The organism is Micromonospora sp. WMMD714 (assembly GCF_029581315.1).
Classification (GTDB): domain Bacteria; phylum Actinomycetota; class Actinomycetes; order Mycobacteriales; family Micromonosporaceae; genus Micromonospora; species Micromonospora rifamycinica.
This window is the reverse complement of record NZ_CP120744.1, coordinates 5117476-5130531: the sequence shown is the minus strand read 5'-3', so window position 1 is coordinate 5130531 and position 13056 is coordinate 5117476. Positions and strand designations below refer to the sequence as shown.

Annotated in this window: 11 protein-coding genes; 6 read left to right on the top strand and 5 right to left on the bottom strand. The window is 73.6% G+C overall.

Annotated elements, in window-relative coordinates; genetic code table 11:
• Positions 1-80: 80 nt before the first annotated feature.
• Positions 81-1511 (bottom strand): pectinesterase family protein, encoded by a 1431-nt coding sequence (locus O7625_RS21895; protein ID WP_282341108.1) that lies wholly within the window; start codon positions 1509-1511, stop codon positions 81-83.
• A gap of 203 nt (positions 1512-1714) precedes the next feature.
• On the opposite strand from O7625_RS21895, the gene O7625_RS21890 reads away from it, so the two are divergent.
• From O7625_RS21890 to O7625_RS21865, 6 genes are read left to right on the top strand one after another with little or no spacing between them, the layout of a single operon-like run.
• The gene (locus tag O7625_RS21890; RefSeq protein ID WP_282341107.1) at positions 1715-2647 is read left to right on the top strand and encodes an STM4015 family protein; all 933 of its coding nucleotides are present in this window, start codon (positions 1715-1717) and stop codon (positions 2645-2647) included.
• A 6-nt stretch (positions 2648-2653) separates the two neighbouring features.
• On the top strand, positions 2654-3604 hold the full coding sequence (locus O7625_RS21885; RefSeq protein ID WP_282341106.1) for an STM4015 family protein: 951 nt from the start codon (positions 2654-2656) through the stop codon (positions 3602-3604).
• A gap of 1 nt (position 3605) precedes the next feature.
• A complete protein-coding gene (locus O7625_RS21880; protein ID WP_282341104.1) occupies positions 3606-4682 on the top strand; it encodes an STM4014 family protein in 1077 nt (358 codons plus the stop codon).
• Complete coding sequence (locus O7625_RS21875) at positions 4670-5473, top strand: STM4013/SEN3800 family hydrolase (RefSeq protein ID WP_282341102.1); 804 nt, start codon at positions 4670-4672, stop codon at positions 5471-5473. The genes O7625_RS21880 and O7625_RS21875 overlap by 13 nt, the downstream gene beginning before the upstream one ends.
• A complete protein-coding gene (locus O7625_RS21870) occupies positions 5470-6795 on the top strand; it encodes an STM4012 family radical SAM protein (protein ID WP_282341101.1) in 1326 nt (441 codons plus the stop codon). The genes O7625_RS21875 and O7625_RS21870 overlap by 4 nt, the downstream gene beginning before the upstream one ends.
• Positions 6792-7811: an STM4011 family radical SAM protein gene (locus O7625_RS21865; RefSeq protein ID WP_282341099.1), complete on the top strand. Its 1020-nt coding sequence runs from the start codon at positions 6792-6794 to the stop codon at positions 7809-7811. The genes O7625_RS21870 and O7625_RS21865 overlap by 4 nt, the downstream gene beginning before the upstream one ends.
• Before the next feature lie 100 nt (positions 7812-7911).
• On the opposite strand, the gene O7625_RS21860 is transcribed toward O7625_RS21865, so the two are convergent.
• Genes O7625_RS21860 through O7625_RS21845 form a run of 4 tightly spaced genes read right to left on the bottom strand, consistent with a single transcriptional unit; the run spans position 7912 to position 13047 of the window.
• Positions 7912-9405: an MFS transporter gene (locus tag O7625_RS21860; protein WP_282341098.1), complete on the bottom strand. Its 1494-nt coding sequence runs from the start codon at positions 9403-9405 to the stop codon at positions 7912-7914.
• Positions 9402-11186 (bottom strand): IucA/IucC family siderophore biosynthesis protein, encoded by a 1785-nt coding sequence (locus O7625_RS21855; RefSeq protein WP_282341097.1) that lies wholly within the window; start codon positions 11184-11186, stop codon positions 9402-9404. Before O7625_RS21855 ends, O7625_RS21860 begins: the two co-directional genes overlap by 4 nt.
• A complete protein-coding gene (locus O7625_RS21850; RefSeq protein WP_282341095.1) occupies positions 11183-11758 on the bottom strand; it encodes a GNAT family N-acetyltransferase in 576 nt (191 codons plus the stop codon). Before O7625_RS21850 ends, O7625_RS21855 begins: the two co-directional genes overlap by 4 nt.
• Complete coding sequence (locus tag O7625_RS21845; RefSeq protein ID WP_282341093.1) at positions 11755-13047, bottom strand: SidA/IucD/PvdA family monooxygenase; 1293 nt, start codon at positions 13045-13047, stop codon at positions 11755-11757. Before O7625_RS21845 ends, O7625_RS21850 begins: the two co-directional genes overlap by 4 nt.
• Positions 13048-13056 lie beyond the last annotated feature (9 nt).

Below are 13056 nucleotides of genomic sequence, written 5' to 3'. Positions count from 1 at the left end.
CCGGGCCGGTCCCCGCGTCGGGTGCCGACGCGGGGACCGGTGTCACCCCAGGGGGCGTTCGTCCACCGTCGGCCGGACGCTCACATCGGGTTCCAGCCGTCGCTGCCGGCCAGGTACCGCTGCGGCGTGTAGGTGGCCGCCTGGGAATCGCTGAGCTGCGGACGATTGCCGTTGGTGCCGGCGCCGGGACCGGTGTTGCGGTACTCGCGGAACCGGGCGTTCTGCCACACGTTGCCGGACATGTCGGTCCAGGGCTGGGCGGTCTTCATGGTCGCGCTGAGCGTCGACTCCCGGTAGAGGACCTGGGCGTCCGGCCCCCACGGGCGGCCGAGCTGGGTGGTGTTGTTCGTCGCCCCGGTGATCGTCGACCGGTAGATCAGCATCCCGTACGTCTTGCTGGCGGCGGTACGGGCGGCGGTGATCGGTCCACCGGTCGACCGCTTCTCGTAGATCGAGGAGCTGTCGATGACGATCGTGCCGCCACCGAAGATGAAGTCGACGGTGCCCTCCACGTAGGAGCTGACCACGTACCCCCGGGTCTTGTCGTTGACCAGGAAGGTGTCCTGGTCGCCGAGGAGCCGGACGTTGCGCAGCACCGCCCGGTCGGCGTTCAGGTGCAGCGCCACCGCCTGCTGGTCGACCCCCGAGGTGTTCTCCACGAAGTCGTTGGAGATGGTGAGGTTCTCGGCGACGAAGTTGGCCCCGTCGACGAACATGCTCGCGCTGTTGAAGGTGCCGTAGGTGGTCCCGTCCGGCTTGCGGGTGCCGGCGGAGTTGTTGTAGACGAGCACCACGTTCGACGGCGACGAACCGAGCCCGCGCAGGGTGACGTTGGTCTTGTTCGAGGCCACCCGGACGACCTCACGGTAGGTGCCGGGCTTGATGGTGATGGTGGTCCGGGCCGAGCTGTTCGCCGGCACGGCGTCGATGGCGGCCTGCACGGTGCGGTACCTGCCGCTGCCGTCCGCCGCCACCGTCGGCGTCCCGCTGGTCGGCGGCGGCGTCGTCGGCGGCGCGGTGGTGACCGGCGGGGGTGTGGTCGGCGGCGCGCTGGTCGGGGGCGGGGTGGTGGGCGGCGCGGCGGTGGTGGGGGTGGTCGTGCCGGTGCAGGCGGTGCCGTTGAGCGTGAAGCCGGCGGGGTCGGGGTTGCTGCCGGTCCAGGTGCCGTTGAACCCGACGTCGACACTGCCGTTGGTGGCGATGGCGGCGTTGTAGTCGAGGTTGGTGGCGACGACGTCACCGCTGGCCGGGCTGGCGGTGAAGCCCCAGGCGCTGGTGATGCTCTGCCCGGCGGGGAAGCTCCAGCCCAGCCGCCAGCCGCTGACGGGGTCGCCCAGGTTCCTGATCGTGATGGCGGCGGTGAAGCCACCGGCCCACTGGGCGCCCACCTGGTAGGTGACCTGACAGCCGGCGGCGGCCTGCGCTGACACGGCGGTGACGACACCGGCGACGAGAGTGGTGGTGACGGCGGTGGCGACGATCGATGCCACCCGCCGGGTGCGATTTCTCACGAAAACTCCCCAGGGGTATCCGAACACGGACAGCCGTGGGAGCGCTGACACGAGACTCGCACAGCCGGCCATGTCTGTAAAGCGTCACCGGTCGGACACCCCCGGTTCTCCCCGGGCCACCGGGCACAACCGGCGCTGATCGTCTTGTCGGGCCGGCCTGTTACGGTCGCGCCGCTGTCACACCAGTCGAGCCGGAGGTAGGCGTGATCCGTTCGCACATGTCGTCGTTCGCCGGAATGCCGGTGGTCCCCTTCACACCGGGGATGACCCTGCCCGACGACCCGTCGGCCGTCGCCTGGCGGCTCGAGGTCGAGGACTTCGAGGCCGAGCCGGAGGAGATGGCCGCTCTGGTCACGGCGCTGCGGGCGGAGGTGCCCGGCGAGGCGGTCCGCGCCCTGGTGATCGGCGAGTGGGGTTCGGCGTACGAGCGGGCGCTCCCGGTCGACCTGCTGGCCGACGCGGCCAAGGACTGGACCGCCCTGCGCGCGGTGTTCCTGGCCGACCTGGTCAGCGAGCAGTGCGAGATCTCCTGGCTCACCCACGGCGACCTCACCCCGCTGCTGACCGCCTACCCGGAGCTGGAGACGCTGTGGGTACGCGGGGCCAACGAGCTGACCCTGCAACCGGTGCGGCACACCGGGCTGCGGGAGCTGGGCTTCCAGACCGGCGGCCTGCCGGCCGAGGTGACCCGCGCGGTGGGCGACTGCGACCTGCCCGCCCTGCGCCGGCTCGACCTGTGGCTCGGCCGGCAGGACTACGGCGGCGACACCGGCACCGACGACCTCGCCGCCATCCTGGCCGGCGACCGGCTGCCCGCGCTACGGCACCTGGCGGTCTGCAACGCCGAGTTCGCCGATCAGGTCGCACAGGCGGTGGCCACCGCCCCGGTGGTGGCCCGGCTGGAGGTGCTCGACCTGTCGATGGGGGTGCTGACCGACCCCGGCGCCGAGGCGCTGCTGGCCGGGCAGCCGCTGACCCACCTGCGCCGCCTCGACCTGCACCACCACTTCCTCTCCCCCGAGGTCGCCCAGCGGCTGACCGACGCGCTGCCCGGTGTCCAGGTCGACCTGGACGACCCGCAGACCCCCGACGAGTACCACGGCACGGTCTACCGGTTCACCGCGGTCGGGGAGTGAGCGACGATGACGTTCGGTTCCCACGCCCAGACGTTCGCCGGTCGGCCGGTGGTCGAGTTCCCCGCCGACGGGCCGCCGCCCGCCGTGGACGGCCCGGTCTGCTGGCGGATCGCCGACTGGCACTTCGACGGGAACACCCGGCAGGACCCGCTGTCGGAGCAGTTCCGGGACCGGTTCGACAGGTTCGTCGAGCAGGTCGGTGACCAGGTCGAGGCGCTGGTCGTCGGGGCCTGGGGATACGCGGCGTTCCACCACGCCCCGATCGCCCAGCTCTGCGCGGCGGCCCCCCGGCTGCCCCGGCTGCGGGCGCTGTTCCTCGGCGACATGGTCACCGAGGAGTGCGAGGTCTCCTGGATGCGGGTCGGCGACGTCAGCCAGTTGCTGACCGCCTTCCCGGAGCTGGAGGTGCTGCGGGTACGCGGCGGCGAGGAGTTCAGCTTCTCCCCGGTGCGCCACGAGCGGCTGCGGACGCTGTCCGTGCAGAGCGGCGGCCTGCCCCGGGAGTTCGTCCGCGCGGTGCTCGACTCGGAGCTGCCCGCGCTGAACCACCTCGACCTGTGGCTGGGCACCGACGACTACGGTGGCAACACCACCGTGGCCGACCTGGAGGCGCTGCTGGCCGGGAAGCTCTTCCCGGCGCTGCGCCGGCTCGGGCTGCGCAACGCCGAGATCGCCGACGAGCTGGCCGCCGCGCTCGCCGCCGCCGCCGTGGTGCCCCGGTTGGAGTGGCTCGACCTGTCGCTGGGCACCCTGTCCGACGACGGGCTGGCCGCGCTGCTCGCCGGGCAGCCGCTGACCCACCTGGCCGCCCTCGACCTGCACCACCACTACCTGTCGGAGGAGGCCGCCGACCGGGTGGTCGCCGCGTTGCCGGGGGTCGAGGTCGACGTCTCCGAGCCGCAGGAGGCCGACGAGGACGACGGGGAGAGCTACCGCTACACGGCGGTGTCGGAGTGACATGCGACTGACCGTGGTGGGCAACCCCGACAACCGGCGGGTCGCGCTGTTCCGGCGGGCCGTCCGCGCGGCGGGGTTGCCCGATCCGGCGGTGCTGCCCTGGGCGCGGGTGCTCACCGGGGCGGCCCCGCCGGACGCCGACACCCTGGTCCGGGTCGATTCCCCCGGTGAGGACGCGGAGGTGGACCGGCTGCTGCGCGGCGCGGCCACCCCCGCGCGGCACGGGGAGCTGATCGGCCTGGCCGACACGTACGCCGGGCTGGTGGCCGGGATCGGCCGGGTGGCCGCCGGGGGCGCGACGCTGCTCAACCACCCGGACGACGTGGCGGCGCTGTGCGACAAGCGGCGCTGCCACGCGCTGCTGTCGGCGGCCGGGGTGCCGGTGCCGGCGGCGCTGCCGCCGGTCGACGGCTACCCGCAGCTCCGGGCGGCGATGGCGGCGGCCGGCTGGCACCGGGTGTTCGTCAAGCCGGCGCACGGCTCGTCGGCGGCCGGGGTGATCGCGCTCGCCGTCGGCCCCGGCCGGGTACGGGCGGTCACCCCGATCGAGGTCACCCCGGACGGGCTGTTCAACTCGTTGCGGCTGCGCGGCTACGACGACGAGGCGACCGTCGCGGCGCTGGTCGACCGGCTCGCCCCGGAAGGGCTGCACGTGGAGCGGTGGCTGCCCAAGGCGGGGCTGGCCGACCGGGTGGTCGACCTGCGGGTGGTGGTGGTCGCCGGCCGCCCCACCCACGCCGTGGTCCGGGCCGCCCGGGGGCCGATGACCAACCTGCACCTGGGCAACGCGCGGGGCGACCTGGAGGCGCTGCGGGCGGCGGCCGGCCCGGAGTCCTGGGCGGCGGCGATGCGGACCTGCGTCCGGGCGGCGGCGTGCTTCCCCCGGTCACTGCACGTCGGCGTCGACCTGATGTTCCTGCTGGGCTGGCAGCGGCACGCGGTGGCCGAGGTCAACGCGTTCGGCGACCTGCTGCCCGGGGTGCTGGCCGACGACCGGGACACCTACGCCGAGCAGGTGCACGCGCTGACCGGCGGCCGGTGGGACCGGTGGCGGGAGGAGACCGGATGCGCGCCCTGATCGGCAGTCACGACATCTGCCTGGTCACCCTGGACACGCTGCGGTTCGATGTGGCCGACGAGCTGGCCGGGGCCGGGCGGACCCCCGGACTGGCCCGGGCACTGCCGGGCGGGCGGTGGGAGCGACGGCACTCCCCCGCCAGCTTCACCTACGCCGCGCACCACGCCTTCTTCGCCGGTTTCCTGCCCACCCCGGTCGGGCCGGGCCGGCACGAGCGGCTGTACGCGGCGGCGTTCCCGGGCAGCGAGACCGCCGGGGACGACACCTGGGTCTTCGACGCCCCCGACCTGCCCACCGCGCTGGCCGGGGCGGGTTACCACACGCTCTGCCTGGGCGGGGTGGGCTTCTTCAACAGGCGCAGCCCGCTCGGGTCGGTGCTGCCCGGTCTCTTCGCCGAGGCGCACTGGGAACCGGCGTTCGGGGTCACCGCCCCGACCTGCCTGGACGCGCAGCTCGACCGGCTGGCCGCGGTGCTGCCCGACGTCCCGGCCGACCGGCCGGTGTTCACCTTCCTCAACGTCGCCGCCCTGCACCAGCCCAACCGGCACTACCTGCCGGGCGCCGACGAGGACAGCCGGGCCAGCCACGCCGCCGCCCTGGAGTACGTCGACTCCCGGGTCGACCGGCTGTTCGCCCTGCTCACCGGGCGGGGGCGGCCGGTTTTCACGATCGTCTGCTCCGACCACGGCACCGCGTACGGCGAGGACGGCCACACCGGTCACCGGATCGGCCACGACGTGGTGTGGACCGTCCCGTACGCCCACTTCACTCTGCGACCGGGGGAATGGTGACCAGCATCGACACGGGCCTCGACGGCTCGCCCTACCAGCAGTACCTGTACGCGTACCCGCACAAGACCTCCTACCGGGCGCTGCGGCCCCGGCCGCTGCTGGCCGACGTGTGGCGGGCCGAGGCCCGCGACGCCCTCTTCCTCTACGTGCACCTGCCGTTCTGCGAGATGCGCTGCGGCTTCTGCAACCTGTTCACCCGGGCCAACCCGCCGCAGGAGCAGGTGAAGGCCTACCTGCGGCAGCTGCGCCGGCAGGCGGAACGGGTCGCCGACGCGCTCGGCGACGACGCCGGGTACGCCCGGGTGGCGTTCGGTGGCGGCACCCCCACCTACCTGACCGCCGACGAGCTGACCGAGCTGTTCGCCATCGTCACGGGCGTCTCGGGGGCACGGCTGCCGGGCGTACCGCTGTCGGTGGAGACCTCGCCGGCCACCGCGACGCCGGACCGGCTCGCGGTGCTGGCGGCGCACGGGGTGCACCGGGTGAGCATCGGCGTGCAGAGCTTCCTCGACGTCGAGGCGCGGGCCGCCGGCCGCCCGCAGCGGCGCGACGAGGTGGAGGCTGCGCTCGGCGCGATCCGGGCCGCGGCGGTCCCGGTGCTCAACGTGGACCTGATCTACGGCATCGACGGGCAGACGGCGGCGACCTGGCGGCAGAGCCTGGACGCGGCGCTGGCCTGGCGGCCGGAGGAGCTGTACCTCTACCCGCTCTACGTGCGGCCGCTGACCGGGCTGGGCCGGCGGGCGCACGGCCGGGCCGACTGGGACGCCCACCGGCTGGCCCTCTACGAGCAGGCGGTGGAGGTCCTCGGCGCGGCCGGCTACCGGCAGGAGTCGATGCGGCAGTTCCGCCGCGCCGACGTGCCCGCCCCGGACGGGCCGGACTACTGCTGCCAGGACGACGGCATGGTCGGCCTCGGGTGCGGGGCGCGCTCCTACACCACCGCGCTGCACTACTCGTTCGACTACGCGGTCTCGGTGTCGCAGGTGCGGATGGTGCTGGACGACTACCTGGCCCGTCCGGCGGACGACTTCCGGTACGCCGAGTTCGGGTTCGCCCTCGACGGCGCCGAGCAGCGCCGCCGGTGGCTGCTCAAGTCGCTGCTGCGGGCCGAGGGAGTCGACGCGGCGGCCTACGCCGCCCGGTTCGGCCGACCGCCCGGCGAGGACTTCCCCGAGCTGGACCGGCTGGCCGACCGGGGCTGGGCCGACACCGACGGGCTGCGGCTCACCCCGGCCGGGTTGGCCCGTTCCGACGCGATCGGCCCGTGGTTGACCTCCGCCCGGGTCCGGCAGGCGATGACCGGGTACGTCCCCCGGTGACTCCCACCGCCCGGCCCCCGACGCCGTTGCCGCACCCCACCCGCCGGCCGCCGGCCCCGCTCCCGGCGGCGCCCCCCGCCACGCCGCTGGCCGTGCGGCGCGACGAGCCGGCCGCAGAGCTGCCGCCGCGACCCGACGAGCCGGTCGCGGAGCTGGCGGTGCTGTACCGGGGGCCGTTGGCGAGCTGCAACTACGACTGCCCATACTGCCCGTTCGCCAAGCGGGTCGACCCGCCGGAGCTGCTGCGCGCCGACCGGGCCGCGCTGGAGCGGTTCACCGACTGGGTGGCGGCCACCGCCGACCGGCGGCTGTCGGTGCTGTTCACCCCGTGGGGCGAGGGGCTGACCCGCAGCTGGTACCGCGACGCCATGGTGGCGCTGTCCCACCTGCCGCACGTCGACCGGGTGGTCATCCAGACCAACCTGGCCGCCCGGGTGGACTGGCTGGCCGACGCCGACCGGGCCACGGCGGCGCTGTGGACGACGTACCACCCGGGGCAGGTCACCCGGGAGCGGTTCCTCGCCCGCTGCGCCCGGCTGTCCGAGCTGGGGGTGCGCTACTCGGTCGGGGTGGTCGGCCTGCCCGAGCACCTGGCCGAGGCGCGGGCGCTGCGCGCCGCCCTGCCCCCGGAGGTCTACCTGTGGGTGAACGCCGCCGACGGGCACCACTACCCCGCCGAGCAGGAGGCGGCCTGGACGGCGCTGGATCCGCTGTTCGGCTGGAGCGTCCGCCCGCACCGGTCACTCGACCGGCCCTGCCACGCCGGGGAGACGGCGATCTCCGTCGCGGGTGACGGCACGGTGCGCCGCTGCCACTTCCGGCCCGCGCCGATCGGCAACCTCTACGACGGGTCGTGGCGGGCCGCCCTGCGACCCCGGGCGTGCGACGCCGCGCTCTGCGACTGCCACATCGGGTACGTCCACCTCAAGCCGCTCGGGTTGCGCGACGTGTTCGCCGGTGGGCTGCTGGAACGGATTCCGGCGGCCTGGCCGGTGGGCAGCCGGTCGACCCGCTGAGCGGCCGGCGCGCTCGGCGGATGCGCCCGACGGCGGGCACACTCAGCGGGTGCGCTCGGCGGCCGGCACACTCAGCGGGTGCGCTCGGCGGCCGGCACACTCAGCGGGTGCGCTCGGCGCGGCGCAGCAGGCCGGCGGCGAGCAGTCCCCCGGCCAGCACCGCCACCGCCCCGGCCGTCTGCCCGGTGACCAGCGCCGACGAGAAGGCGTCGGTGACCCGGGCGCGTTCGGCGTCGCCCGCGGCGGCCGCCAGCGCGGCCGGGTAGGAGCCGGCCCCGGCCACCGCGACCGGGACCAGGGCGGCGAACCGGGCGTTGAGCACCGCCCCGAGGACGGCGATGCCGAGGCTGCCCCCCACCTCGGCCATGGTGCCGTCGATCCCGGCACCGACACCGGCCTTGGCCGGGGGGATGGCGCTCATCACCGCCTCGACGATCGCCGGGTTGGCCAGGGCGCAGCCGAAGCCCATCACCAGCAGCCCGGTCAGCAGCACCGCGTACCCGTCGGAGCGGACGTGGGTGATCAGGGTGAGGCCGGCGGAGAGCAGCACCATGCCCAGCGCGATGGCCCCGGGCACCCCGAGCCGGCGGATCAGCCGGGTGGCGACCCCGCCGAGGTTGAGCAGCACGATGGAGAGCGCGAACGGCACCATCCGCAGCCCCGCCTCCCAGGCCGGGTAGCCCCTGACGAACTGGAGATCCTGGGTGAGCAGGAACAGCGCGCCGGTGGAGCCGAAGGTGATCAGGACGACCCCGGTGACCGCGCCGACGAACCGCCGGTCGGTGAAGAAGTGCATGTCCAGCATGGGGGCGGCGATCCGCCGTTCCCACCCGACGAAGGCGGCCAGCAGCAGCACGCCGACGCCGGCCGCGCCGAGGATGGCCGGTGAGGTCCAGCCGCGTTCGGGACCGTCGATGATGGCCCAGACCACACCGGTCAGGCCTGCGGTGGACAACAGCACCCCGCCGAGGTCGGGCCGCCCGCCGACCGGATCCCGGGACTCCGGCACCAGGGCGAGGGCCGCCGCCAGGCAGACCAGCACGATCGGCACGTTGACCAGGAAGATCGCGCCCCACGGCAGGTGGGCCAGGATGATCCCGCCGATCGGCGGGCCGGCGGCGTAGCCGAGGGCGCTGGTGGCCGCCCAGAGGCCGATCGCCCGGGACCGTTCGGCCCCGTCGAAGACCTGCATGGCGACGGCGAGGGTGGCGGTGACCAGCAGCGCCCCGCCGACCCCCATGCCGGCGCGGGCGGCGATCAGCTGGTCGCCGGAGCGGGCCAGCCCGGCGGCCAGCGAGCCGACGCCGAACAGGACCAGGCCGGCGACGAGCATCCGGCGGCGGCCGTACCGGTCGGCGGCGCTGCCGGCGGTGAGCAGCAGCCCGCACTGCACCAGCGCGTACGCGTTGATCATCCACTGGATGTCGGTGGTGGTCGCGTCCAGCTCGGTGGTGAGCACCGGCACCGCCACGGTGAGCACGGTGTTGTCCAGCACCACTGTCAACTGGGCGAGGCAGAGCACCGCCAGGATCAGCCAGCGCGACCGCAGCGGGGTCGCCGGGCCGGGGGGCGCGGCGGACAGCGCGGTGGTCATCGGGGCGGGGCGTGGCGGGCGAGCGGGTTGGTCAGGGTGCCGGCGAACTGGAGCGCCGCCGACGGGTCGGCCAGGTCGACCATCTGCTGGTTGTTGCGCAGCTGCAGCCGGTTGAGGCAGGACAGGATGAACTCCGCGACGAACAGGTCGTGCCGGCGCAGCCGGTCGGCCAGGTGCGGCACCCGGGCGGCGTAGTCGGTCGCGCAGTCGGCGACGGTACGCCAGAAGTCGTCCTCGTCGAGCACCCCCTCGGCGGCCAGCACGGCGTTGAGGTGGCGGAAGAAGCAGTCGAAGACGTCGGTGAAGATGGTCAGCAGCTGCTCGTCGTCGGGGATCACGGCGCGGACCCGCCGCACCGGCGGCGGCAGGTCGGCGTCGGGGTCCATCACCACGATCTCCTCGGCGATGTCCTTGAAGATGACCCGCTCGACCGCGCCGTCGTGCAGCACCAGGATGACGTTCTCACCGTGCGGCATGAAGGCCAGCCGGTGGGCGTAGAAGCTGTGCAGCAGCGGCACCAGGTAGGCGTCGAGGTAGCGGCGCAGCCACTCCCGAGCGGGCAGGCCGGACTCGGCGATCAGGGCGGCGGCGAGCGAGCGTCCGTCCCGGTCGGTGTGCAGCAGGGCGGCCATGGTGGACAGCCGCCGGCCGGGGGCCAGGCCGGGCACCGGGCTCTCCCGCCACAGCGCCGCCAGCATCTTGCGGTACGGCGAGTAGCGGTCGGTGGCCGCCTCGTACTGCGGGTGCCGGTAGCCGACGGCGGCCCGCTCCCGGATGATCGTCAGTCCGGTACCGGCGAGCACCGGGTCGGCGGCGACCAGCTCGACGAGCCAGTCGTTGATCGCCGGGGTGGCCTCCATGTAGGCGGCCGACAGGCCCCGCAGGAAGCCCATGTTCAGCACCGACAACGCGGTCTTGACGTAGTGCCGGTGCGGTTCGGTGACGTTGAAGAAGGTCCGGATGGACTGCTGCGGCAGGTACTCGTCGGGGCCCTCGCCGAGGCAGACCAGGCGCTGCCGGGCCACCTCACCGGCGAAGGTGACGGCGAGCCGGTTCCACCACTGCCACGGGTGCACCGGGATCAGCAGGTAGTCGTCCGGGTCGAGACCGGCGTCGGTGAGCGTGCCGGTGAACCGGGCCAGGGTGTCCGGGCCGAGTTCGGTGCGCAGCAGCGTCGGGTAGTCGAGGTCGGCGGCGCTGCTGAAGGTGGCGTGGTCGCGGTGCGCGGCGACCCAGACCAGCCGGACCGGTCGGCCGGTCTCCGGGGCGTACGCGTGGTATTCGTGCACGCCGAAGCCGATCCGGCCGTTGTTGGCCACGAAGCACGGATGCCCCTCGGTCATGCCGGTCTCGATCGCCTGGAAGTCGGCTCGGGCCAGCTCGGCCGAGCTCACCGCCGGCCGGTCCAGCTTGAACGCGGTGCCGGCCAGGGTGGAGGTGATCTCCTCCAGGTAGACGGGGAGCACCTGGTCGCTGAGGCCGAGCGCGTCGCGCAGTTCGAGGCAGAGGTCGACGGCGTCGGGCGGCAGGTCCTCGTCGCCGCGTCGCCGGGTGATGCTGTCCGGGTCGATCCGCCAGTGGTCGAGGGCGAAGCGGCGGGCGGTGAACCGGTACTCCACGGTGCCGTCGTCGGTGCGGACCGCCCACCGGCCGTCGTCGGTGGGGGCGGGGTGGATCAGGCGTTCGTGGGCGAACTCGGCCAGCGCCTTGCCGACCAGCAGCCGGTTGGCGTGGGTCCAGGTGGCCGGGTTCAGGTGGGCCACGGATGCGGCGGGGTTCACGCGGGCAGGTCTCCTCGGGTGGCGGCCAGGAACTGGTCCCGGGTGCAGACGCTGAGCAGGGCGTCCTTCTCGGGTTTGCGGATCGGCCCGACGACGGTGAAGCCGACGGCGGCGTTGAGAGCGTGCACGGCGGTGTTGCGTACGTCGGGTTCGACCACCACCCGGCGGGTGACCGGGTCGGCGAAGAGCCAGTCCAGCACGGTGGTGATGACGGCCCGGGTGAAGCCGTGCACCGGCTGGCCGGTGGGCGCGCAGAGGAAGTGCATGCCGACGTCGCCGGGTTGGGCGGGGTAGAGGCCGACGAGTTCGACCCGGGCCGGGTCGTAGCGTTCGGCGAGGAACGCCGGCCGGTCGCGCCAGAGCCCGAGGTACGCGGCGTGGTGCGGGTGGTCGGCGATCCCCCGGTACTCCCGGGCGACCCGCTCGACGTCGGCGTCCTGCATCAGCCAGAACGCCGCCTTCGGGTGGGTCACCCAGCCGTGCAGCAGCCGGGCGTCCCCCTCCGGGTCGAGCGTGCGCAGCGCGAACTCACCGAGCCCCGGGTCGTGCCGCCGGTGCACGACGTCGGTCACCGGTGGGCTCCGGCCGGTACGCCGAACTCCTGGAAGGCGATCCGGTCCTCGATCGGGTAGTGCTCGCGGCCGGTCAGCTCCCGGATGATCCAGGAGTTCCGGTACGGCCCCATGCCCAGGTCGGGCGAGGTGATGCTGTGGGTGTGGGTGCCGGCGTTCTGCAGGAAGACCCCCCGGCCGGTGTGGTCGATGCTGTAGTTGCGGGCCACGTCGAACCGGCCGTGGGAGTCCCAGCGCAGCCGGTCGTGGATCGGGGCCAGGAACTCCGGCACCCGGTAGTGGTAGCCGGTGGCCAGCACCAGCCCCTCGGTGTCGAGGGTCAGGTCGCGCTCCTGTTCGACGTTGCGCAGCCCGAGGGTGTACGTGCCGGCGGTCTCGTCGTACCGGGCGCTGGTCAGCTCGGTGTTGGTCAGCAGCCGGGTCGGCACCGGCCCGTGCACCCGGTGGGCGTACAGCAGGTCGAAGATGTCGTTGATCAGGTCGGCGTTGATCCCCTTGAACAGGCCCTTCTGGCTGCTCTCCAGCCGGTAGCGGGTCGCCTCGGGCAGCGCGTGGAAGTAGTCCACGTAGTCCGGTGAGGTCATCTCCAGGGTGAGCTTGGTGTATTCGAGGGGGAAGAAGCGCGGCGACCGGGTGACCCAGTTGAGCTGGTAGCCGCAGGTGCCGAGGTCGGCGAGCAGGTCGTGGTAGATCTCGGCGGCGCTCTGTCCACTGCCGACGACGGTGATGCTGCGCTTGGCGCGCAGCGCCGCCCGGTGTTCCCGGTAGCGGGAGTTGTGGATGACGTCGCCGCCGAGGTCGCGGCAGGCGTCCGGGACGTGCGGCGGGGTTCCGGTGCCGAGCACCAGGTGCCGGGCCCGGTGGGTGACCCGTTCGCCGTCGACCACGGCGTGCACCACGTACCGGTCGTCGGCGGGGTTGTACTCCACGGAGGTGACCCGGTGGCCGAAGCGCACCGAGGGCAGCTTCGTCGCCGCCCACCGGCAGTAGTCGTTGTACTCGTGGCGCAGCGGGAAGAAGCTCTCCCGGATGTAGAACGGGTAGAGCCGGCCGACCTCCTTCAGGTAGTTGAGGAAGGAGTACGGCGAGGTCGGGTCGGCCAGGGTGACCAGGTCGGCGATGAACGGCGTCTGCAACCGGGTGGCGTCCAGTAGCATCCCGGGATGCCAGTCGAAGTCGTCCCGGGCTTCGAGGAACAGGCCGTCGAGGTCGTCGAGCGGCGCGGTCAGGCAGGCCAGCCCGAGGTTGTACGGGCCCAGCCCGATGGCGATGAAGTCGTGCGTCGACACAGGGGTTGT